We start from the raw sequence: 22,616 nt of genomic DNA on the forward strand, positions 1-22,616 counted from the left end.
GTCAAGCTTGCGCGAGGTGGGAGGACTGGTTACCTGCCAGGACGACAGAGGCCTTGAGGAGAGAGATCATGCTGGTGATCATCGGCACCATTCGCCTGCCGGCGGAACGGCTCGACGAGGCAAGGCCGGCCATGCGGCGCATGATACTGGGCAGCCGGGCGGAGCCCGGCTGCATCGAATACTCCTACGCGCAGGACGTGCTCGACGTCGGGCTCATCCATGTAACCGAGGTGTGGAGCGACAGGGCCGCGCTCGACGCGCATTTCCGCTCGCCTCACATCGCCGATTGGCGGGCGAGTTGGGCATCGCTCGGCATAGGCGAGCGCAACCTCATGCTCTATGAGGCCGGCGAGCCGAAGCCGATCTGAGGACCGGGCACAGTCAAGAAGGCGTAGGCCCAAGAAAGTCTAGCAGGCGTTGAGCTGTCTGCAGGACCATCCGCCGCCATCGGTATCGTGGCAGTCTTCATAGCTGCCGTAGCAGGTGTTCGTCGAATTGCGATACCAAGGGTAGCCGCCAGGACAGCAAACATCTTGTTGTGCAGTCTGGATAAATTCCTTTGCCGGCCGGCTTTGGCTTTCCGGATTGCCTCCCGCCAAAAAAAGAGACATCGGGTGTGACACAACAGACCTAACCGGCATATCCATGCTTGAATTGCTCACCGCAGACGAGCTCAAAAAAATCATGCCAACAGCCAATGAAAAAAATCCCCGCGCACTCATCTTCTCCTCCTTGAGGGAAATAGAGACGGGCAAAAATAACACAGCTGCGTCGATTGCGTAAGCGATCGCTCATATACCTCGACACGCTCGCGGGGAATTGAAGCGGGGCGGCAAGCCTGACTGCGCCTCAGCGCCAGAATGGCGCCGCAAGCAGCCGGCATTATGTCGGCGTGCTGATCGTCGCCGAACTGCACAGCGATCCGTCCGATGGTGAGACGCCGGTGCTGGCGCCGGCCAAATTCCGGCATGCGGTGCTGGTGCCGACCATGAACGTCCAGTCCACCGCCGAAACCTCCAGCGCGCCGTCGCCGAGGAACTGGCGGTGGTCGAGAATTTCGACAACCGGGCCGTTGTCGGCTTTTGACCGAGGGCCATCTGATGCGACGCTACGCCGAGGACTCGACAATGCGCGGCGCGACCTGTCGGGCGAAGACTAGGCCTCGGCCGGCATCTTAAATGTCCCTACTCGGCGCTTGCCACGTGTACAGTGTCACTGTACAAATTGTTCAGTGGGAGAAAAAGACGGGATGAGCACCGACCAGGCTCCGGTCAAGAATGGCGTCGCCTCGACGGCGACGCATGCCCATCAGATGCTGGGCCAGCGGCTGAAGAGCCTGCGTCTCGGCCGGCGGCTTTCGCTGCGCGAACTCGCCGAGCTGACCGGGACCAGCGCCAGCTTCATCAGCCAGCTCGAGCGCGGCCTGACCGGCGCCAGCACCGCCTCGCTCAACCAGATGGCCTCGGCGCTTGGGGTGAGCGTGGCGATGCTGTTCGAGGATAGTGCCGCCGGGCAGCGCGGGGTCTTGCTGCGCAGCGAGCGGCCGAGCCTGCCGCCCAGCGACGGCTGCCGCAAGATGCTGCTCTCGCGTCCCCCTTTAAGCGACATGGAAGTCTATGTCGGCGAGTTCGAAATCGGCGGCTCGACCGGCCCAGCGCTCTACACCCATGGCGACGCGCACGAGATGCTCGTCGTGCTGCGCGGCATCGTCGAGGTTTCGCTCGGCGATGTCAGGCATGTGCTGGAAGAGGGCGACAGCATCGAATACGCGACATCGACAGCACATCGCTCAGAGAACATCGGCAGTGGCCGAGCCGAGGTGATGTGGATCATTGCGCCACCGACTTCGGTGCGCGCCGAACTCGATCAATACAGGGCCTGGAAACCGCTCGCAGCCAGGTAGGTTCAATCCATGCGGGTCAAATGGGAGAACAATAATCATGCTGAAAACAAGACATCTTGGCCTTGGCGCCGTGCTGGCGCTCGGCGTTCTGGCAACCGCAGCGTTCGCGCAGGAAAAGCCTGTCGCGGGTGAGGTCAAGGAAGGCTCGCTCAAGGGCAAGACGCTGACGCTCGTCTCTTATGGCGGCATCTACCAGGACGGCCAGGCCGCCGCGCTCAAGGAGTTCGTCGAAAAGTCCGGCGCCACGCTGCTCAATGACGGGCCGACAGAGATCGCCAAGCTGCAGGCGCAGGTCGAATCCGGCAACGTCACCTGGGACGTCGTCGACACCGCCGACCTGCCGCCTTACGTCTATTGCGGCAAGCTGTTCCAGAAGCTTGATTTCAGCAAGCTCGACGTCTCCAAGGTGCCCGAGGGCCAGGTCGGCGAATGCTCGGTGCCGGCCATGAACTACGGCGTCGTGCTGATGTACAACAAGGAGAAGTATGGGGATAACCCGCCCAAGAACTGGGCCGATTTCTTCGACACGGCAAAATTCCCCGGCACGCGCGCGCTCGACGGTTCGGGCGACCCGACGGGCGGCCTGCTGGAGCAGGCGTTGAAGGCCTCTGGCGGCGACCCGAAGGCGATGACGGTGGCCGACATCGACAAGGCCATCGATGTCATCCGCAAGCTCGGTCCCGACACGATCTATTGGAAGACCGGCGCTGAATCGCAGCAGCTTGCCGAATCTGGCGAAGCCGACATGCTGATGATGTGGACCGGACGTGCCATGACGGCGGTGAAGAACGGCGCCAAATATGCGCCGGCCTGGCAGGACTGGCTGGTGGTGATGGACCAGATGACCATTCCGGTCGGCGTCAAGGATACGGATGCGGCTTATGCGCTGCTCAATGCCTATCTCGGCAAGGGGGCGCAGGAGATCCTGGCGCAGCAGACCTCCTATACGCCGATCAACAATGACGCGCAGCCCAAGGTCGATGCGTCGGTCGCCGCCTTCCTGACCAACACGCCCGAGCGCCAGAAGCAGGGTTACAAGCAGAACATCAAGTTCTGGGTCGAGAACTTCCCGGTGGCGCAGGAGAAGTGGTCGGCGCTGATGGCCGGCAACTGAACAGCCAAGTGAGAGCCAGGCCGTGAGCGCGTCCGAACCCATCGCCCAACCCGCCGCCCATGCGCGGTCGGGTCGGGCATGGCGGCCGTTCGCGCTCACGGCGCCGGCGCTCATCCTGCTCGTCGCGGTGATCGGGTATCCGCTGCTCACCATCGTGCTGCGCAGCCTGTCGGAACCTGAGTGGGGGCTGCAGAACTATGCCTGGTTCTTCGGCGCGCCGGTCAACCTGACAGTGCTGCAGCGGACTTTCGTCATTTCGGCCTGGGTGACGCTGGTCTGCGTCATCGCGGCCTATCCCTATGCCTATCTGATGACCGCGGTCGGGCCGCGCGTCCGGCTGGTGCTTGTGCTTTGCGTGCTGATCCCGTTCTGGGTGAGTGGTGTGGTGCGAACGCTGTCATGGGTGATCCTGCTGCAGGATTCGGGCGTCATCAATTCGTTGCTGCGCTCGGTCGGGTTCGGCGCGGTCAAGCTGATCCGCACCCAGACCGGCGTGGTCATCGGCATGGCGCAGGTGCTGTTGCCGTTCATGATCCTGCCGCTCTATTCCGTGATGCAAGGCATCGACCTCAGGCTGATGCGTGCGGCGCAAAGCCTCGGTGCGCGGCCGTCGCGCGCGTTCTTCACCGTCTATCTGCCGCTGTCGCTGCCCGGCGTCTATGCCGGCGCGGTCATCGTCTTCATCCTGTCGCTCGGCTTCTACATCACGCCGGCTTTGCTCGGCGGCCCGCGCTCGACCATGCTGTCGACGCTGGTGCAGACGCAGGTGCTGAGCCTGCTGCAATGGGGCAGGGGCGGCGCCATGGGCGTCGTTCTGCTGGTCACCACCTTCGTGCTGCTGGCGCTGGCAGCACCTGTGATGCGGTCCAGGCATCGGGAAGCGGGGCGGCGCTGATGGAGATGAAGCCGCTCACCCGCGTTCTTCTCGGGCTCGTCTGCCTGCTGGTGGCGATATGGCTGGTGGCGCCGACGCTGGTCGTGGTGCCGATGTCGTTCAACGAAAACAAATCGCTGGCGTTTCCGCCGCAAGGCTTTTCCTGGCAGTGGTACCAGAATTTCGCCACCAATCCGGACTGGTCGAACAGCTTCCTGAATTCGCTGAAGGTCGCCTCGATCGTGGCGGTGCTGGCGACGGTGCTCGGCACGCTTGCCACCTTCGGCCTCGACCGCATGAAGGCGCGGCCGGCGAACCTTTTGCGTATGCTGATGCTGACGCCGATGGTGGTGCCGGGCGTGGTGCTGGCGATCGGCATCTATGCCGTCTATCTCGACACGCAGCTCGTCGGGACGCTGCTCGGCTTCGTGCTGGCCCACACCATCCTTGCGCTGCCCTTCGTGCTGATCGCGGTCTCGGCCAGTCTCGAAGTGTTCGACCGCCGGCTGGAGACAGCCGCAGCCAGCCTGGGCGCCGGCGCACTGACCACGTTTCGCACGGTGACGCTGCCGCTGATCGCGCCGGGCGTGCTCTCGGGCCTGCTGTTCGCCTTCGCCACCTCGTTCGACGAGATTGTCGTGTCGCTGTTCATCACGAACCCCTATCTCAAGACATTGCCGGTGCAGATCTTCGCCTCGATTACGCGCGATGCCGACCCGACGGTGGCGGCCGTCGGCACGATCCTGCTTTTCGCGACCACGATCCTGATCGCCGGCGGCATGCTCCTTCTTGGCCGCGAGCGGAAAGGACGCCAATGAATCCGAAGCCGACAAGCAAGGGCGCCTCGATCGATCTCGAAGCGATCAGCAAGGCCTATGGCGGCTTCAAGGCGCTGGACGGCGTGTCGCTGCGCATCGAGCCCGGCGAGTTCATGACGCTGCTTGGCCCCAGTGGTTCGGGCAAGACGACGACGCTCAACGTGATCGCCGGTTTTACCGACGTCACCAGCGGCAAGCTTTTGGTTGGGGAAAAGAGCGTCGTCGGCGTGCCGGCGCACAAGCGCAACATCGGCGTCGTCTTCCAGCACTACGCGCTGTTCCCGCATATGAGCGTCGGCCGCAACGTCGCCTATCCGCTGACGCTGCGCGGCGTCGACCAGGCGACGCGGCAGACACGCGTGGCAAGGGCGCTCGACATGGTCAAGATGGGCGATTTTGCGCATCGCTATCCCAGCGAATTGTCGGGAGGCCAGCAGCAGCGCGTGGCGTTGGCACGCGCCATCGTCTTCGACCCGCCGCTGCTCTTGATGGACGAGCCGCTCGGCGCGCTCGACAAGAAGCTGCGCGAATGGCTGCAGCTCGAGATCAAGCGCATCCACCGCGAGCTCGGCACCACCTTCGTCTATGTCACGCATGATCAGGAAGAGGCGCTGGTGCTGTCCGACCGCATCGCCGTGTTCAACCGCGGGCGCATCGAGCAGGTCGGCACCGGCCGTCAGCTCTATGACGAGCCGGCAACGCTGTTCGTCGGCCGCTTCATCGGCGATTCCACCGTGCTGCGCGGCAAGGCGCGCAGCGATGGCAACAGCACCGCGCTGAGCATCGCCGGCGAGACGGTGACGGTACCGCGTAAGCTGTCGGGAGAAGCCAGTCCGGTGATGCTGCTGCGTCCCGAAAAGCTCGCGATCCAAAGAGCCGGCCAAAGTGCTGCCAATGGCGCCAACCGCCTGTCGGGGACGATCGCGGAAGCCATCTATCTCGGCTCGGAATCGAAATACGAAGTTAAGCTCGCCGACGGCTCGGCCGCGATCGTGCGCTCACCGGTGACCGGCGAGAGTTTTGGCCTCGGCGACAAGGTCGAGCTCTGCTTCGACGGCAGCGACGCCAAGCTGCTGGCGGACGACGCAAGCGCCGAGACCACACTCACCTGATCCCATCTGGCCTGATCCCATCTGAAAGTCATTCCATGCAAGCCAAGCGCAACGGCGACATATCGTTCTGGTATGCGGATCTGGGGGCGGTTCCCGTTCCGCGCCCGCCCTTGCCTGGAAACATCGAGGCCGATGTCGCCATTGTCGGCGCCGGCTATACCGGCCTGTGGACCGCCTACTATCTGAAAAAGGCGAAGCCATCGCTGCGCGTCGTGATCGTCGAGCGCGAAATTGCCGGCTTCGGCGCTTCGGGGCGCAATGGCGGCTGGCTGTCGGGCGGCTTCAGCTGGTCGCGCGAAAAATATCTCAAGACATCGAGCCGCCAAGGCGTGATGGCGATGCAGGCGGCGATGGCAGGCTGCGTTGATGAAGTGATCCGGGTCGCGACCGAGGAAGGCATCGACGCCGACATTCGCCGCGTCGACAATCTGACGGTGGCCACCAACGCAGCGCAGTTGGAGCGCGTGCGCGAAGAATGCGAGACGATCCGTTCCTGGGATGTCGACCCGAACCGCGTCGAGATGCTGGACGCCGCCTCAACGCGCACGCGCATCAACATCCGTAACGTCATGGGCGGCTTCGTCGTCCATGGCCAGGCGCGGGTGCAGCCGGCCAAGCTGGTGCGTGGGCTTGCCGATGCCGTCGAGCGGCTGGGCGTGCCGATCTATGAGAAGACGACGGTGACAAGCATCGCCAAGGGCAGCGTGACGACAGACCGCGGTACGGTGCAGGCGGAGACGATCATCCGCGCGACCGAGGGTTTTACATCAGGCATCCCCGGCGAGGAGCGGACCTGGCTGGCGCTCAACAGCGCGCAGATCGTGACTGAGCCGCTGCCGCCCGACCTGTGGCGCGACATCGGTTGGGAAGGGCACGAACTGCTCGGCAATGCGGCGCATGCCTATTGCTATGCCCAGCGCACGCGTGAGGGACGCATCACGATGGGCGGACGCGGCGTGCCTTATCGCTACGGCTCGCGCACCGACGTCAACGGCCAGACGCAGCAGGCCACGATCGACCAGCTGCACACGATCCTGACGACGCTCTTGCCGCAGACCAAGGGATGCCGCATCGATCACGCCTGGTGCGGCGTGCTCGGCGTGCCGCGCGACTGGTGCACCACGGTCGGCCTCGATCCCGCGACCCGCATCGGCTGGGCCGGCGGCTATGTCGGCCTCGGCGTGTCCAGCTCCAACCTTTCGGGGCGCACGCTGGCTGACCTTGTTCTCGGGGCAAACACCGAGCTGACGAAGCTGCCCTGGGTCAACCGCAAGGTCAGGCCATGGGAACCGGAGCCCTTCCGCTGGCTGGGCGTGCATTCGATGTACCAGCTTTATCGCATTGCCGATGGCCGCGAGGCGGCAGGGCTTGCGCGCACCTCGAAGCTGGCCGCGTTGGCCGACAGCATCACCGGCCACTAAAGCCATTTGTTCTCACGCAATTCCGGGGCAGACCCCTTTCCTGGAATTGCTCTTATCCATGGAGCTAGACTTGATCGATCTTTCGACCTTCCACGATCTCGCCAAGGCCGAGATCGGCGCGTTCTCTCCTAAGCCAAGCTCGATTGAAGGCGATCAGGTCGAGGCCGTGCGCTCGTTCTTTCAATCGCCTGACGGGACTGTCGATGTCGGCATCTGGGAATGCACGCCCGGCCGCTTCACCGCCGATCGTTCGGACTCGTCGGAGATCTGCCACATCATTTCGGGGCGCGTGGAACTGAGCCGCATCGATGGCGAGGTGCGGGAACTCGGTCCGGGCGATCTCCTCGTCCTGCCGCAGGGCTGGAAGGGCGAGTGGCTGATACGCGAGACCACGCGCAAGCTCTACATGATCCAGAGCGCCGGCTGACCGGCGCTACGGCTATGGCGAGCTCAGTGATCGATCGGCCCCTTCGGCGAGACCAGCGCGGTGCCGGCGGTCGTCGGGCGCTCGATCAGGCGGCGCACGCGCGGCGGTTCGTCGCCGCTGTGCAGCGCCCGCACCCGCTCGCCGACGACGGCGTCGGCATGGGTGGCGCGCCGGTTGTGGCGGATGTATTCCAGCCAGGTCGGCGTGTGGTAGTGTTCGATCCAGACTGCGGGATTTTCTAGGTCCCGAGCCAGCGTCCAGTTGCGGGCGCCGTCGCGGCGGCGGATGCGCCCGCGCTCGGCCATGGTGGCGAGGAATTCGGGTACATCTTCGTCGCGGATAATGTACTCTATCATGATGGCGATGGGGCCGCTGCGCGGCTTCAGGTCGAGGCCGAGATGCGGCTCCTTGAAGCGGTTGAGCGGGTCGAGGTTGAGAGTCGTCTGCTGCGGCAGCGGCAGGAACAGGCCGATGGCGCCGCCAACAAGCATCGCGATGGCCGCCGCAATCAGCGCGGTTTCGGCGCCATGCGCATCGGCAACGACGCCCCAGATCCAGCTGCCCAGCGCAATGCCGCCGAAGGTCGCCGTCTGGTAGACCGACAGCACCCGGCCGACGACCCAGCGCGGCGTCGACATCTGCACCGTGACGTTGAAATGCGACAGCGCGATCACCCAGCAGGCGCCGCCGATGAGCAAACCCGCCGCAGTCTGCCAGGCATTGAGGCTGATGGCGGCATTGAAGGCGCAGACGGCAAAGCCGGCGAAGGCCATCCGCACCATCGTCTCGCTGGACAGCAATTGTCTGAGACGCACGCTTATCAGCGCGCCGCCGACGGCGCCGATGCCGAAGGCGCCGAGCATGATGCCGTAGGTCAAGGCATCGCCCTTGACGACGTCGCGCGCCACCAGCGGCAGCAGCGCCAAAACCGCGCCGGCGCTGAAGCCGAAGGCGGAGCCCCTGACCAGCACCTTGCCGATGTTGGGCGACATGGCGACATAGCGCAGGCCGGCGCCCATGGCGGCGCCCAGCGACTCGCGCGGTAGCGTCGAGACCGGCAGCTCCGGCTTCCAGCGGAAGAGCACGATGATGAGACCTATATAGCTCAGCGCATTGGCGGCGAACGCAGCAGCCGCACCAGCGGCGGCAACGATGATGCCGCCGATCGCCGGGCCGACGCTGCGTGTCAGGTTGAAGCCCAGTGAATTGAGTGCAACCGCGGCCGGCAGCTTGTTGCGCGGCACCATGTCGCCGACCGATGCCTGCCAGGACGGGTTGTTGAGCGCCGTGCCGCTGTCGATTAGGAAGGTGAAGGCAAGCAGCGTCCACGGCGTCATCCAGCCGTTCCAGGTGAACAGCGTTAGAAGTGCAGAGACGACCAGCATGAAGATTTGGGCGATCAGCATCACCTTGCGCCGGTTGAAGCTGTCGGCGATGGCGCCGGCGACGAGTGCAAACAGCATGATCGGCAGAGTGGCCGAGGCCTGGACCAGCGCCACCTGATAGGGCGACGTGGCGATGGTGGTCATCATCCAGGCGGCGCCGACGCCCTGGATCAGGCCACCGAAATTCGACACCAGGCTGGCCGACCAGACGGCGCGGAAGATGCCGTGCCGGAACGGCGCCAGCGCCGAAACGCGTTCGCTGTCCGGCTCGTCATCGATCATCAGACCTGTCCCACCTTAACGTGCTGGTTTCGTCCGCGGGGACGACAATCATGGCATCCGTTTGAAATAGAGCACGACATCCAAAAGGGCGAACGCGTCTTCGAAAAAGATCATGGTCCAACAACAGGATAGCAAGGCGAAAATACGTCAGCCGGGAATGGTCCGCTACCCAGAGCGATGTTCTCATTGGTCCACTGCGCGGGGCTGTCGGCCGCGCGCGAAGTCAGCTTCTGTCCCGGGCAGCGGTATGCAAGGCTTCGGTCAGCGTGCCTGTCGTCTCGCCGCCGGCGTGAAGGCGCAGGAAAAGCTCCATGCCGACAAGCCGCAGCCTGGACGGTTGCTCGCGCCGCGCCAACTGGACCATGTCCTCCAAATTCGCGGCGGGCCATTTCAAGGCATCGCGCAGGAAACCGCCGCGTAGCAAAGTCTCCGTGCCGGCCGAAAATTGCGACGACATCTCGAAGCCGATCTTGCGCGCCTGGACGTTCTGGCGCGGAATATGCTTTTCAGCGACCTTTCGCAAAAGCCATTTTCCTGTTTTGTCGCGGTATTTCTGCCGCCTCGGCAAATGGATGGCGAAGTCGATCAGGCGGTTTTCCAGGAACGGGACCCGCAGTTCCACGGACGCCGCCATGCTCAGCCGGTCGTGCCGGTGCAGGATGTCCTGCAGATGCGAATAGAGGTCGTAGAGGCAACTACCGAGAAAGGCGCGATCCGCGGGCGGCATAACCGGCTCCAGGCGGTCGAAGATCTCGGTTTGCAGAAAATTCAGCTCCGGCGACAAAGCACGCAGGACCATGCTGCGATCCATTTGTGAGTGGCTTCCAGCCGAGACCTTGTAGGGGGCATGACGCTGTTGCTCGAATCTCCGGTCGAGCGAGCGCTTCGAATGGACCAGGCGCCGGGGCCACGACCAGGAACGCCACTTCTTCATGCTCAAGGCCTGCAAGGGGTAGCCGCCAAACAATTCGTCTGCGCCTTCGCCGGTGAGCAGCACCTTGACGCCATCGGCCCGGCATCGTTCGGCAAGCGCCAGCAGTGCGACATGGCTGGCGTGCCAGCCATCGCTTTCAAGATGCCAGATTACCCTTGGCCAAAGTTCGAAAAACCGGTTCCTGTCGACCTGCACCCGGCGCAAGGGCACGCCGACATGGCGGCCGGTGCGTTCGGCGTCTTCGGCCTCGCTGTTGCCGAGCTGCGGGTCGACGACATAACCGTGGACTTCCGGCCTGAACCGCTTTGCCAGCGCCGTTATCAGGCCGGAATCGACACCGCTGCTGCAGGCGGTGGCAACGCTGGTATCGGCGATGCAGTGAAGTCCGACGCTGTCCTTGAGCAACGCCTCGAGCGTCGCCATGTGTTCAGCATCAGCGGATGCATCGCCGGTAATGCGCGCGGTCTCCAGCACGTCCAGCACATGCCAGAAGCGGCGCCTCTCGATAACGCCATCGGTGATCTTCCACAGGCCGGCGGGCGGCAGGCGCTCGATGCGGTCGAACAGGCTGTAGCTGGAATCGCGGCTCTGCCAGGCAAGCCGCAAGGTGATCTCGCGGCTGTCGATGTCGCGCGGAAAACCGTCGCAGGCGAGGATCGCCTTGTCCTCCGAGGCGAACAGGATTCGCTCCGGCGTGTCGGCCACCGACATCGGCTTGATTCCAAGACGGTCACGCGCAAGCCACAGCGCACTGCTGCGAGCGTCGAAATAGGCGAAGGAAAACATCCCGTCGAACAGCGGCACGGCTTTTTCGGGACCCCAGTGATGCAAGGCTTCGAGAACCACTTCGGCATCGCAGATGGTTCGAAAGACGACGCCTTGCGCCTGCAGCGTTTCGCGCAACGAGCGGTAATTGTAGACCTCGCCATTGTAGACGAGAACGCCATCGCCGGAAGAAGTCAGCATCGGCTCACGGGCGGCGGGCGAGGGATCGATGATGGTAAGTCGGCGGTGACCGAGGGCCAGCCGATTGTTGTGCCAGCTGTCATGATCGTCGGGGCCGCGATGTACCAGCGCCTGCATCATGCTGGCGACATCCGACAGGTCGTTGGCGTCGATCGGGTTTCGTTTGCGCCAGACGCCGGCTATTCCGCACATGGCCTGCCGGTGAGTTCTGCCTGAGTCATGGCCTGCAATCTAGCCGGAACACAGCCGCCTGCAAGCGCTGCCTAGAACCCGTTTTCAATGCGCTCGAAGATGACGTTGGTGAAGGCCGAGATCTGGCTGCCGATGAACGGACCGGTCAGCGCCACGACCAGCATGATGGCGACGATCTTGGGCACGAAGGTCAGGGTGATTTCCTGGATCTGGGTCAGGGCCTGGATCAGGGCAATGCCGATGCCGACCACCATGGCGACCAGCACCACCGGCGCGGAAGCAACAAGCACCGTCCATACCGCGTACTGGACGATGTCTAGGGCGTCGGCCTCGTTCATGTGAGCGCGCCTCTATGGAACTGTCTAGCTGGCCGGCTTTATCGAAACGCCCGCGCCGACCGGCACTTCGGTGCCGTTCTGCAGCACGGCGATCACGCCGTTGCTTGCAAGCTTGACCGAGGCCACGACGCCGGTCGTCTTGCCGTCGGCCGAGGTGATCGAGCGGCCGATCAAGGCATCGGCCTGCGACAGCGCCGAGGACTGCATGATCTGGTCGAGCTTGGTGTTGGTCTGCACCGATTGCTCTACCTGCGAGAAGGTGGCGAGCTGGGCGACATACTGTGTCGAATCCATCGGTTTCGTCGGATCCTGGTTCTTCATCTCGGCGATCAACAGCTTCAGGAACGACTGGTAGTCGACCGCTGTCTTCGACGTCTGCTGGGTGCCCTGGTTGGCGCCCGTGGGGATCGTCGTCGTCATGTCCACATTCATCAGTATTGTGCTCCCACGGCCAGCGGGCGCTTCGCACCCAGAACATCGTCATTGCCGCCAAGTGCGCGGCGTTCGAGCGGATAAAGCGCGCGGATAGCCTTCAGCGCTTCATAGATATGGTCTTCGCCGACCATGCGGTCGATCTGCTTCAGCGCGCCACTGATCTGCTCATCCTCGAAGCTTGCCAAAAGCAAGGGCAGCGAGCGGCGGAACATGGCGCGCGCCTCGATGGCGCCGGCCGGGTTCATCAGCATCACCTGCAGGATGAAATAGAGCTGCTTGAGCGGCGTCGAGGCATCGTCGGCCTGGATGACATGGTTCTCGAGCAGGAACTGTACGTCGTTCATTAGCTCGACGGTGACCTTGCGGTCGACGCGGATGACGGCGCCGTTGATGTAGATCTTCTCGTTCGGCTTCAGCGATATCTTCAGCGTGTTGGTCATTGAATGCCGTCCCGGATGATCTGGGACACTTCGATCAGCCCTTCGAAATTGTCGGTGCGGCCCTGGCGGATGTCCTCGGCCTCGCGCAGCAGCCACAGGCCGATGGAGATGAGGTTGGCGCGCAGTTCCTTGGGCAGGACATTGTCGCTGGAACCGAGATCCTCGACGAAGGTGGTCCAGACCCGGTTGGTGAAGTGCAGCGCTTCGACCGCCTCCATCGAGGTGTGGCCGACCGCCGCCGCCGCCGCCAGCATTTCGATCGAGCGGGTCAAAAGCTGCCGCTCGCGATCTTTCGCATCGGCAACGGAGTCGGTCTGGATGTCGGCGTAGGAGAATTGGTACATCGTTTGGCTCTACCGTTGCGGTTGAGATTGTCAGGTCAGGTAGTTCAGCAGGCTCATCTGCTGCAGGCGCGCCGTCAGCGCGAAGGACGTCTCGATATGCTGCGTCAGATCCGCGACGCGGGTGGCGGCCTCGGCCGGATCGACGCCCTCCAGATCGAGGATATGGCGCTCGAACAGGTCGACCTGCGTCTTCATGCGGTCGCTCGCGTCGGAAACACGCTTCTCGGCAAGGCCGGTCTCGGCCTGCAACTGGCCGAGTCCGCCCAGCGCCTCGCCGACCATCGCCTGGGCGCGACCGACGACGGTGGTCTTCGCCGCCTGGCTGATGTTGCCGGAGAGCAGGCCGGTGACCAGGGCGGAAGCCATGGCGAGCTTGCGGATGCTGTCTTCATCGGCGCTGGCCGAGGTCTGGGTGGTTTCGCCCAGCGAAATGCGGCTGACGATCTGCTGGTCGGTGGCGTTCGACCAGTTGGCCTGCCAGCCGGCGCCCATGAACTGCGGCACGACATTGCTGGTGATGAAGCCGTCCATCTGGGCGGCGGTGATGTTGGCGGCGAGCGGATCGGTCTGCGTGAAGCCGAAATACGACGAGAAGGAAGCGTCGAACGCCGCCTTGGCCGGCGAGCCGGCGGCGGTGAAATCGTCGATCGGCTTGACGTCGGTGTTGGTGCCGGCAAACAGATATTCGCCGTTGACGCTGGCATTGAGGATAGAGGTCATCTGCTGCACGGCGGCCTTGCCGGCTTGCTGCGTGATGGTGCTCGAGGAATTGCCGGCGGCGGTCAGTGCGGTCAGCAAATTCTGCGCAGTGTCGGAAAGCTGGCCAAGCGCAGCCTGCGTCGAGGACAGCCGAGCGGTGACCAGCGAATTGGAATCGATGATGACGTTCAACCGGTCGAGGTCGCGCGAGAAGGTGACCGCCTGCGAGGTGCGCGCGCCGAGCGCCAGACCGACATCGGCGACGGTGCCGGTCGTCGATTCCTTGGTGGCTTTGACCAGTTCGCCCTGCATGCGCATCTGCTGATAGCGCGCGGCGTTGGAGAGAGCGGCTGAGGAGACGGATGTGGCTTTCATGGCTTATCCCACGGCATCGAGCAGGGCCGACAGCATGTCGTCGACGGTTTTCATCATGCGCGCCGAGGCCTGATAGGTGTGTTCGAGGTCGAGCAGCAGCGACATCTCCTGGTCGACATTGACGCCGGTGTCGTTGGACAGCGCCTCGGCGGTGCGCGATGCCAGCGCTTCCTTGGCGTCTGCATTGCTCGAGGCCTGCTGGCGCTGGCCTTCGAACCAGCCAATGGCATTGGCGGCGTAGTCGGAGACGCTGGACGTCACGGTGATGCCGGCCGCAGCGTCGAAAGGCATCGGCTTGTCGAGCTTGTCGCCATAGCCGATCAAGAGCTGCGAATAGGAGGCGTCGCCGGCGGTGTTGGCGATATAGGCCGCACCATTGGCGCCGCCGTCGCGCAGCAGCACCGGATTGCCGCCGACGCTCGGGTCCATTGCGGCGTTGACCTTGATCGAGCCGGCAAGCCCGTCGATCAGCGTGCCGGCGGCCGGAATGGCGGGCGCACCCGACCAGGTGAACAGGCCGGTTCGGTCGGGCTGCGAAGGTGCTGTTTCGGCAAAGGCGGTGATGAGGCCGCGCGCCACTTCGTCGAGCTGGCTCTGCATCGTCGCCGCGACGCCGTCGCGCAAGGTGATGAGCCCGGCGAGCTTGCCGTCGGCGCTGGTGTTGCCGCCAGCCCCGGCGCTGACCGGCACATTGTCGATGTAGATGGTGTTGCCTGGTGTGCCGGCCGTGTAGCCCGCCGACGGGGTGAAACTTACCGAGCGCGGAATGGTCTCGAACAGTGTCGTGCCATCCTTGGTGGTGATGACCATGTCGTTGTCGCCACGCGTGAAGGTCGACACCGGCACATAGTCCGCGATCTTCTTCAGCAAAGCGTCGCGCTGGTCGAGCGCGTCGGATGCGTCGGTACCCGAACGGGTTGCGGAGATGACCGCCTTGTTGGCGTCCTGGAACTGACTAAGCAGCGAGTTGAGATCGTTAACCGCCGTTGATATCTCGCCATCGGCCTGGGTGCGGAAATCCTGGATCGCGTTGGTGCCGTCGTTCAGAGCGCGCACCACCTGCTGGGCCGCGTCGATGACGCTGGAGCCGAGGTTCTGGTTGGATGGCGTAGCGGCGTAAAGCTGCAGCGCGTTCTGCAGCTTGCCGATCGCGGTCGAGGCAGAGGAGGCGTTGTCGACGCCGTTGACGGCAACGGCGAGGCGGTCAATTCCGCTGTAAAGCGTGCTCTGGCCGCTCCATGCCGATTGCGCGCTAAGGTTCTGGCGAAACAGCAGGGCGTTGGTGGCGCGCTGGATCTCGACCGAGCGGGCGCCGGGCGCGCTGCTGACGACGACCGCCGTGCGGCGGGCATAGTCGGGGTTGCTGGCGTCGGCAATATTGCGGGAAAGGACGCTGGTCTGCTTCGATGTGGTCTGAAGCGACTGTTGGGCTATGGTCAATGCGGAAGTCAGCGACATGCGGGTCTTTCACGAGGCCAGTGGGGAGGGGATGACGTCTCTGCCCTGTCGGCGGCGTCGGCGTTCGGAAACCTGCAATTCCAGACCACCCCGGCCGGTTTGCCGGTGTGGCCTTGAATTCGAAATCCGCGCACCGCGCTGCTCTGGTTTGGGTTCATTCCCCTGGCGCCCGTCGTTTATCTCTTCAGGTTGACAAGGACATCCATGAGGTCGGAACCGGTCTGGAACACTTTCGAGTTAGCGGTGTAGCTGCGCTGCGCCGCGATCATGTTGGTCAATTCCTCGGCGATATCGACGTTGGAATTTTCCAACGCGCCGGAGATGATGCTGCCGAGCTTGCCTTCATTGGCGAAGCCGATGCGCACGGTGCCGGAGTCGGTGGACTGCGCATAGACATTGCCAGGCAGTGCGGTGAGGTTGTCGGCGCTCTGGACGTCGGCCAGTGGGATCTTGAACAGCGGCTTGGTCGAGCCGTCCTGATACTGGGCGTAAATGACTCCGTCCTCGCCGATCTGGATCTTTTCGATCGTGCTGGGCGCGTTGCCGTTGACCTTGGCTTCGGAGACCGTGAAGCCGGTGCCGAGCTGAGTCAGCTTGGACAAATCGAGGTCGAGCGACGCACCGCCCGGTACGGGGATGGTAATCGAATCGACGGCGCCGGTGAGTTTGCCGGTGGTGGTGTCGAAGGTCAGGTTGGCCGTGGCCAGCGCGCCGCCCGTATAGGGAAAGGATGTGCCCGGCGTCGCCTGGGACTGGTCGAACACAGAGACCGACCAGGTGCCGGTCCCGGTGTTGGTGAAATAGAGGTCGAGCAGCTTCTTGTTGCCGAGATTGTCGTAGGTGACCATCGAGGATTTCGACGTGTATTCCGCCGTCGGGCTGTTGGTGGACGGCAGCGGACCGGCGGGCGGCGTGGCGCCGGCCGGCAGATTGGCGTTGAAGTTGCCCGCGGTGCTGGGCGTCGCGGTCATTTCCTGGTCGGAGATCTGGACCGGCACCAGCCCTTCGAAACCGTTGGCGGTGGCAGCCGGTGTGCCGTTGGCGTAGCTGTAGGCCATCAGCTGGTAGCCGGCGGCGTTGACCAGTCTGCCCTGAGCGTCGGGAACGAATGCGCCGGCGCGGGTGAGGAAAGGCGTTCCGCTGGGGTCCTGGACGACGAAGAAACCGTTGCCGTTGACCGCAAGGTCGGAAACCGAGGTCGTGTACTGCAGCACGCCCTGGGCGCTGATGGCCGAGCGGATGGTGGTGTTGACGCCGCCGGAATTATAGGCGCCGCCGACCTGCGGCATGATCAGCGTCGAAAACTCGGCCGAGGATCGCTTGTAGCCGGTGGTGTCGGAATTGGCGATGTTGTCGGCTGTGGCCGAAAGGCGGTTGGCCTGCGCGTTCATGCCGGAAACGCCGGTCCGCATCATTCCGTAAAGGCTCATCGAACGTCTCCTCAATGCCCAACATCGTTGGGCCCATCTGTGGTCGCGAGGATATAATTTCTGTCTTGCGCGAGGCTGGCGCAGACCGCCATCAGAACACCAGCCGGTAGCCAAGGAAGCGCTTGGAATCTATCGGGTCCTGGCCGAGCTTTTCGCGCAGCTTCTTGCGCAATTTGGAGATGTGGCTCTCGACGACGTTCTCCTCGACCTCTTCGTCGAAGATGCCGTAGATGGCGTTGAAGACCTGGGTCTTGGTGACGCGGCGTCCGCGGTTGCTCGCCAGATATTCGAGGATGCGGCGTTCGCGGCGCGGCAGAGGCAACGGCTGGCCATCGATCTCGGGATCGCGGCCGTCCATGAAGATGCGCATGGCGCCGATCTCGGTATAGCTGACGTCCTCATGGGCGCGGCGGCGGATGGCGGTGATGCGGGCCAGGATCTCCCGGATATGGACCGGCTTGCGGATGACGTCGTCGACACCGCTCTCGAACAGCCGCAGCGTATTTTCAAGCGAGTGCTGTTCGCTGAGCGCGATAACCGGAGCGCCGGTGCGGTCGCGGATCTGGCGTGGCGAGATGGCGCCTTCGCGGCAGTCGCCGATGAGGAAGGCTCGGACCGATCGCAAATCCGTGTCGGCGGCCGATGTCACCCACTCGCCGAATTCACCGGACGCGAAGCCTGCACAGGCGACGCCCTCACGATCGAAAAGTGAATTATAGCCTTCAGTTACGAGCTCACGCTCGTCAACGATTACAATCATCGGCCCCGCCTCCGAATCAGATCATCTGCCCCGTGGGAAGAGCCGTAACCGGTGCCGGGAATCCTGAACAACCATCATTTCTTGTAGCTATTTTCTTGGGAGTTATTTCGAGTTTCGAAATAACCGCAATCAGGAGGTTGTATCGTTGGTTGCCGAACGGGTGACGTGGCACGTCACCCGCCGGGCGTGGATTTGCAGCCGTTCGCAAGAGATGATTCACCTAATGGTTGCAGAAGTTGCGGGCGTTCGGGGTCCATTTGCCGAAGCCCGTGGCGACCATATTGGCGATGACGCGGCAGACATAGAATTTCTGCGCGGGGTCATTGTCGGGGCCGGCGTGGTAGCGGGCGACGGCCATCGACCAGCTGACATGACGCGCATGCAGGCTGGCCAGGAAGCGCGCGGCATAGTCGACATTCTGGCGCGGGTCCAGCATGTCGTCGACGCTGCGGAAATGCGCGGCGTGATAATGATGGTTGATCTGCATGCAGCCGAGATCGATGAGTGTCTTGCCCTCGCGCCGGGCTGCTTCGAAGGCGGCCAGGGCCTCGGTGCGGTTCCTTGGAAATACCGCTTTCCCCTCTATATTCAACGCATTAGGCTGCAGGCTTCCCTTCTTGCCGGTCTCGGTCAGTCCGACCGCATAGAGGATGCCGGCCGGCACGCCATAGCGATCGGCGGCACGCAAAATCTCGGGCTCGCAAGGGTTGGTGGCGGCGGTGGCCGGCTTGGTGGCGAGGCTAGATAAACATATCGTCGCCAGCACGCTCGCGAGCAGGCGCGCCAGCGCGGCCGAATTCCTGGGCATCGTCATTGCGGTTTCTTCCCGACTGGTGGCCGCCCGAACCCGTATTGTTGCCGCTCGAGTTTCCGGGCTGAAAAGCGGACTGGTCGCGGCCTTGCGGCATTGGATGCGAGTTCGCTGCATCGCTGCGGGCCGCTGCGTGGATCGCTATCGAGGGTTGCAGGATGGTCACCTTGTCGACATCGAAGCCGAGCCCGCGCAACGACTTCACGATGGCGTCGCTGTCGGTGGCGAGACGGCGGTAAGCCTCATGGGTTTCGGGCTTCAATTCTATCGAAAGTTGTTCTCCGGAAAGCCTGAGACTGGCGGTGACCATGCCGAGCTCTGCCGGGTGAAGCTCGATCTTCAATATATGTGTCGGAACGGCAACAGAACCGGCCGTCTGGGCGGTCGTCGACGGCGTCGAAACCGCTTGCCGCAGGCCGTTATCCGAAGCCAGCGCGTCGATAAGCGCCGAAGTCGTTTGGTTTATCGGACTATGCGCCGGCGCGGGGAAGCTCTGTTCGGCGACAATGTCGACGCGCGCAGCGAATGGCGGCTGTTTTCCCTGTGTGGACGATGCCGCGGAATGGGCTCCATCGACGGACTTCGCCGACGGCGCGGACCGTTTTGCCTCGGGTGCCGAAACGTCGCTTGCCGTCTGGCCCGCCGGTAGAGGAGGCGTCGGACCATCCTGGTGCGGCAGTTTGCCGGACTGGAGCCCGATCGCGGGCAGCTTTTGCCCCTGATCCTGTGCGGAAACGCTGGTACCGGGCTTGGCCCGTTCCGATCGCGTCGTCGTGTCGAGTCTGTTGTCAATGCCGGACGCTGCGCGGTGTCTCTTCAGAGGCGACGTCTGTGCAGAAGTGGCCTCGCCAGCGGGCGCCGGTTGCCCAGTCTGTCCATTCGTCGCGATGCCGTTCCCGCTTGTCCGGACCGTTGAGAAATGCCTGATATCGTGCAGCGCCAGCACCAGTGGCAAATGATCCTGCAGCGATCCTGCATCCGCGTCTCGTCCGGCCACCTCAGCGTCCTTGGATGGTTTGTCCGGGCCACTATCGGCATGTTCTTTTGCGGCCTTGCCGGCAGCGGATTTCGTCCCCGTTTTGCCAGACTGGGTGTGTGGGATTTCGCTTTTGCCGGGACCGGCAGGGCTGCGTTTGGCCCAATGCAGCTCGTGCGACGCGGCCTCAATTGCTCCCTGGCCTATCGGTGTCGGCGCATCGTCGTCGCCGCGCACCATGTCGCCGAAGCTTTTGTCGCCGCCCTTGGCGTTTGAGGCCGACTGCTTCGATCCGGCGTGCGCGGGAGCCGGCAGGGCCTGGCCAACATTGGTGGTCATTTCGGGGCTGCTCCAAGCATCTGGTCGATCAAATCGAGCTGGTGACGCGTCCTCGCCATGGCGGCGTCGGTGGGATCGGTAGGCTCTACTGCGGCGGGGGCCGGCACCGATGCCGGCACGACCGGAGCCGCATCGCTGGCCGAGGCGACTGCAGGCGTTTCCGCCGCCTTTGGCTCGGGCGTGCTCGGTGCCTGCGCGGCCGGCTCACTTGCCGCCTTCGGTTGGTCGGTTGCGGGCTGTTCACTCGACGTTGTGGCGGCTGGCTGTTCCGGCATCGCGCCTTCGACCGGCGGCAGCTCTGGCTCGTCGGGTCTTTCCACGGCCGCGGTCTTGACCGGCTCCTGCCTGGCCGCGGCAGGTGCGGGCTTTTCGGCAGGCAGCGGCGCCGGCGGGGCGATGACTTCACCCGCCACGGCCTGCGCGGCATCGAGCAGGTCGCGGTCGCTTTGCGAAAGCTGGTTGCGATCGATCTTGTCCAGCTTGGCGCGGACCTCGCCGATGGTGCCGGACGTTACCGTGGACAGGCTGGAATAGAGCTGGGCGCGCGGATCGTCCTGATTGTGGATGCCGTCGCGGCCCCGTTCAGCCCTGGCCGAGGCAAAGGCGGAGAGATCGGCAAAGCCGTCGATCGCGGCGCGGCGGGCGATGCGCAGATAGATCACCTTCTCGCGTTCTGGATCCATCATTGCGGTGATGTCGGCGAGCTTGTCCTGGCTGATCGCCATGTGCAGCGTGATGACGCCGGAGACGAAGGCGTCGGCGAACTGGCTGGCATAGGGCGAATAGAGGTAGTCTTCGACGTATTGGGTTGAGGCAAGCGCGAAACGCGCACCGTCGCCTTGCGCGGCGGCGATGCCGACCGAGCGGCGCAGTGCTGCTTCCTCGACCAGCGTGCCGGGGCTGAGCAGGCGAGCATCGTCGAGCAGCGCAAGCGCGCTGACCGGTTGCTCGGTGGCGAGAAGCGAGCCCTTGACCAGCGCCAGAAAGGCACCGACATCGGGGGGCAGGGTCATCGGATCGATCGGCTTCAGCGCCTCGATCGCAGCCGCCTGCCGGCCGTTCAGATAATCGACAATGCCCTTGGCGATGGTCAGGCTTTGCGGGTCGGTCTTGGCGCGCGACACCGCCGCCTCGACGGTGACGGGGTTGCCGCCACTCATGCCATAGACCAGCAAGGCGCGAAAATTCTTCGGGTCGCTGAAATCATCTGCGTCCGCCGCGCGCAGCCTTGTGTCGGCCATTTCGAGCAGCTTGGCCTGCATCGGCAGCGCGGCGTGATCGCCGGCGGCGATGCGGTCCTGCACAAGCTGCAGCGAGCGCACCAGCTGATAGGGCTGCAAGCCGTCCTCGGCGAAGGCCGATGGCGGATGGACAGCGCTCAGCAGCAGCAGCCCGACCGCGCGGCCGATGATGGCGGCGCGCCTCATCCGTCGGTCGCCATCAGGATTTCGATGCGGCGGTTCGCGGCCGCCATCGGGTCGGCTGCAATTTTCGGCTCGCGATCGGCGAAGCCGGCGACCTCGGTGATGCGGCGCTCGTCGACGCCGCCGCGCACCAGCATGTAATAGGCGGAATGGGCGCGCGCCGTGGACAGCCGCCAATTGTCGTAAGTGTCGCTGCGGAACGGCCGCGCGTCGGTGTGGCCGTTGATGCTGATCGTGCCTTTCTGCTCGTTGACGATGCGGCCGATCTTTTCCATCGCCAGCACCAGTTCACGCCTAGGCACCGCCGATCCGATCTCGAACATGCCGAAATCGAACTGGTCCGTGATCGAAATGACGACACCCTTGTCGGTGGCTTCGACGGAGACGCCATTATGCAATTTGTCGCCTGGCTTGAAGGCCTCGGCCAGTTCCTGCTTGACCTGCGCCGCGGCTCTAACAGTGGCGGCCGTCGGCGCTTTTTCCGCGGCTTCGGGTTTGGGTGCGGGTTGTGCTTCGGCGGCTTCGGCCTTTGCAATTTCGGCCTTCGCTGCTTCAGCCTTGGCCTCTGCTTTGGCTTCAGCCTTGGTCAGCGGCTTATCGGAAACGGATTTCGCCAGCGGCTCGAGCGGCGCCGCGGCCACTGGCGGCGCGGCCGGCACGGCCTTCACCTCCGCCACTTGCGTCTGTGCCGCCTTGTCACCCGGCTTCAGGGGATCGCCTTCGATCTTGGTGCGTTCGGCGGTGGCTTCGGCGCCTGGTGCAGCCACCTGCTGCGACCAGAAATCCGGCGCGAACGGGTCGCGGTAGGATTGGCCGCCGGATGCGCCGGTAGCCGGGCCGGACGCCTGCGCGCCGCCATCGCCCTTCTCGCTGACATTTTGCATGACGCCGGTGTCGGTGGCGATTTCCGACAGCACCGCATAGGGATCGGCAAACAGATGCTCGTCGGAAAGATCCGTCTTTGGCGCCGATTCCTTCGATTGCTTCTTGTCGGAAGTACCGGCGCCGCCGACGCCGTCCTGTCCGGCCTTGCTGGTCTTGTCCCGCGGGTCGTCCGCCGTCAGCCCGACCTTGCTCGGGCCATCGCCGAGGTCTTCGAGGCCCTTGCGGCTGGCGTTGCGATCGACCAGCTTGACCGGATTGAAGTAGCTGGCGACGGCTGCCTTGGTCTGCTCGTTGGCGGCGTTGATCAGCCACATGACGAGGAAGAAGCACATCATGGCAGTCATGAAATCGGCAAAGGCGATCTTCCAGACGCCGCCATGGTGGGCGTCGTCGTGGTCGTCGTGGTTGCGCCGCACGATGATGATCTCATGCCTGGCGTCTGCGGCCTCGACAACGCTCATGACGTCCACTCGT

The 22,616-nt window shown here is 63.9% G+C and carries 24 protein-coding genes; 9 read left to right on the plus strand and 15 right to left on the minus strand.

All coding sequences use genetic code 11. The features are described 5' to 3' along the window. Positions 1-68: 68 nt before the first annotated feature. On the plus strand, positions 69-368 hold the full coding sequence (locus NKK50_RS07965; RefSeq protein WP_023817284.1) for a putative quinol monooxygenase: 300 nt from the start codon (positions 69-71) through the stop codon (positions 366-368). A gap of 39 nt (positions 369-407) precedes the next feature. On the opposite strand, the gene NKK50_RS07970 is transcribed toward NKK50_RS07965, so the two are convergent. Continuing rightward, on the minus strand, positions 408-722 hold the full coding sequence (locus NKK50_RS07970) for a hypothetical protein (protein ID WP_155923513.1): 315 nt from the start codon (positions 720-722) through the stop codon (positions 408-410). A 170-nt stretch (positions 723-892) separates the two neighbouring features. On the opposite strand from NKK50_RS07970, the gene NKK50_RS07975 reads away from it, so the two are divergent. The 8 genes from NKK50_RS07975 to NKK50_RS08010 all read left to right on the plus strand — a co-directional run bounded on the left by NKK50_RS07975 (position 893) and on the right by NKK50_RS08010 (position 7,669). Beyond that, a complete protein-coding gene (locus NKK50_RS07975; RefSeq protein WP_023744218.1) occupies positions 893-1,159 on the plus strand; it encodes a hypothetical protein in 267 nt (88 codons plus the stop codon). 90 nt (positions 1,160-1,249) lie between these two features. Then, the gene (locus tag NKK50_RS07980; protein WP_027049833.1) at positions 1,250-1,903 is read left to right on the plus strand and encodes a helix-turn-helix domain-containing protein; all 654 of its coding nucleotides are present in this window, start codon (positions 1,250-1,252) and stop codon (positions 1,901-1,903) included. A gap of 37 nt (positions 1,904-1,940) precedes the next feature. Continuing rightward, positions 1,941-3,017 carry an extracellular solute-binding protein gene (locus tag NKK50_RS07985; protein ID WP_023686368.1) on the plus strand — a complete coding sequence of 359 codons (1,077 nt, stop codon included), beginning with the start codon at positions 1,941-1,943 and terminating at the stop codon, positions 3,015-3,017. Between the two features lie 22 nt (positions 3,018-3,039). Beyond that, positions 3,040-3,912: an ABC transporter permease gene (locus tag NKK50_RS07990; protein ID WP_023671903.1), complete on the plus strand. Its 873-nt coding sequence runs from the start codon at positions 3,040-3,042 to the stop codon at positions 3,910-3,912. Continuing rightward, a complete protein-coding gene (locus NKK50_RS07995; protein WP_023671902.1) occupies positions 3,912-4,709 on the plus strand; it encodes an ABC transporter permease in 798 nt (265 codons plus the stop codon). Before NKK50_RS07990 ends, NKK50_RS07995 begins: the two co-directional genes overlap by 1 nt. After that, on the plus strand, positions 4,706-5,821 hold the full coding sequence (locus NKK50_RS08000) for an ABC transporter ATP-binding protein (protein ID WP_023735029.1): 1,116 nt from the start codon (positions 4,706-4,708) through the stop codon (positions 5,819-5,821). Before NKK50_RS07995 ends, NKK50_RS08000 begins: the two co-directional genes overlap by 4 nt. A 35-nt stretch (positions 5,822-5,856) precedes the next feature. Then, on the plus strand, positions 5,857-7,242 hold the full coding sequence (locus NKK50_RS08005; protein ID WP_023710965.1) for an NAD(P)/FAD-dependent oxidoreductase: 1,386 nt from the start codon (positions 5,857-5,859) through the stop codon (positions 7,240-7,242). 58 nt (positions 7,243-7,300) lie between these two features. Beyond that, complete coding sequence (locus tag NKK50_RS08010; RefSeq protein ID WP_081725355.1) at positions 7,301-7,669, plus strand: cupin domain-containing protein; 369 nt, start codon at positions 7,301-7,303, stop codon at positions 7,667-7,669. Between the two features lie 23 nt (positions 7,670-7,692). Here NKK50_RS08010 and NKK50_RS08015 read toward each other — a convergent pair whose 3' ends face one another. The 14 genes from NKK50_RS08015 to NKK50_RS08080 form a co-directional block, all read right to left on the minus strand. After that, positions 7,693-9,336, minus strand: coding sequence for an MFS transporter (locus NKK50_RS08015; RefSeq protein ID WP_352543250.1), 1,644 nt, complete (start codon positions 9,334-9,336; stop codon positions 7,693-7,695). A gap of 223 nt (positions 9,337-9,559) precedes the next feature. Next, on the minus strand, positions 9,560-11,428 hold the full coding sequence (gene asnB / locus NKK50_RS08020) for an asparagine synthase (glutamine-hydrolyzing) (RefSeq protein ID WP_352543251.1): 1,869 nt from the start codon (positions 11,426-11,428) through the stop codon (positions 9,560-9,562). Positions 11,429-11,499: 71 nt separating this feature from the next. Beyond that, positions 11,500-11,766, minus strand: coding sequence for a flagellar biosynthesis protein FliQ (fliQ, locus tag NKK50_RS08025; protein WP_023671896.1), 267 nt, complete (start codon positions 11,764-11,766; stop codon positions 11,500-11,502). A gap of 24 nt (positions 11,767-11,790) precedes the next feature. Further along, positions 11,791-12,198 carry a flagellar hook assembly protein FlgD gene (gene flgD, locus NKK50_RS08030; protein ID WP_023671895.1) on the minus strand — a complete coding sequence of 136 codons (408 nt, stop codon included), beginning with the start codon at positions 12,196-12,198 and terminating at the stop codon, positions 11,791-11,793. Next, positions 12,198-12,641 carry a flagellar biosynthesis repressor FlbT gene (flbT, locus tag NKK50_RS08035; RefSeq protein ID WP_023695743.1) on the minus strand — a complete coding sequence of 148 codons (444 nt, stop codon included), beginning with the start codon at positions 12,639-12,641 and terminating at the stop codon, positions 12,198-12,200. Before flbT ends, flgD begins: the two co-directional genes overlap by 1 nt. Then, positions 12,638-12,985, minus strand: coding sequence for a flagellar biosynthesis regulator FlaF (flaF, locus tag NKK50_RS08040; RefSeq protein WP_023671893.1), 348 nt, complete (start codon positions 12,983-12,985; stop codon positions 12,638-12,640). The genes flbT and flaF overlap by 4 nt, the downstream gene beginning before the upstream one ends. A gap of 30 nt (positions 12,986-13,015) precedes the next feature. Continuing rightward, a complete protein-coding gene (locus tag NKK50_RS08045) occupies positions 13,016-14,059 on the minus strand; it encodes a flagellar hook-associated family protein (protein ID WP_352543252.1) in 1,044 nt (347 codons plus the stop codon). 3 nt (positions 14,060-14,062) lie between these two features. Further along, the gene (flgK, locus tag NKK50_RS08050; protein WP_023735027.1) at positions 14,063-15,517 is read right to left on the minus strand and encodes a flagellar hook-associated protein FlgK; all 1,455 of its coding nucleotides are present in this window, start codon (positions 15,515-15,517) and stop codon (positions 14,063-14,065) included. A 176-nt stretch (positions 15,518-15,693) separates the two neighbouring features. Beyond that, positions 15,694-16,947: a flagellar hook protein FlgE gene (locus NKK50_RS08055; RefSeq protein WP_023691731.1), complete on the minus strand. Its 1,254-nt coding sequence runs from the start codon at positions 16,945-16,947 to the stop codon at positions 15,694-15,696. Between the two features lie 91 nt (positions 16,948-17,038). Next, positions 17,039-17,707 (minus strand): response regulator transcription factor, encoded by a 669-nt coding sequence (locus NKK50_RS08060; protein WP_023683295.1) that lies wholly within the window; start codon positions 17,705-17,707, stop codon positions 17,039-17,041. Positions 17,708-17,927: 220 nt separating this feature from the next. Then, entirely contained in the window at positions 17,928-18,515 is a 588-nt protein-coding gene (locus NKK50_RS08065) for a transglycosylase SLT domain-containing protein (RefSeq protein ID WP_373432824.1), read from the minus strand. After that, positions 18,448-19,833 carry a flagellar hook-length control protein FliK gene (gene fliK, locus NKK50_RS08070; RefSeq protein WP_023686354.1) on the minus strand — a complete coding sequence of 462 codons (1,386 nt, stop codon included), beginning with the start codon at positions 19,831-19,833 and terminating at the stop codon, positions 18,448-18,450. The genes NKK50_RS08065 and fliK overlap by 68 nt, the downstream gene beginning before the upstream one ends. Next, positions 19,830-21,260 carry a MotC family chemotaxis protein gene (locus tag NKK50_RS08075; protein ID WP_023744229.1) on the minus strand — a complete coding sequence of 477 codons (1,431 nt, stop codon included), beginning with the start codon at positions 21,258-21,260 and terminating at the stop codon, positions 19,830-19,832. The genes fliK and NKK50_RS08075 overlap by 4 nt, the downstream gene beginning before the upstream one ends. After that, positions 21,257-22,603 (minus strand): MotB family protein, encoded by a 1,347-nt coding sequence (locus NKK50_RS08080; RefSeq protein WP_023686352.1) that lies wholly within the window; start codon positions 22,601-22,603, stop codon positions 21,257-21,259. Before NKK50_RS08080 ends, NKK50_RS08075 begins: the two co-directional genes overlap by 4 nt. Positions 22,604-22,616: the final 13 nt, after the last annotated feature.

The sequence above is a fragment of the Mesorhizobium sp. M0001 genome, assembly GCF_040324255.1.
Taxonomy (GTDB): domain Bacteria; phylum Pseudomonadota; class Alphaproteobacteria; order Rhizobiales; family Rhizobiaceae; genus Mesorhizobium.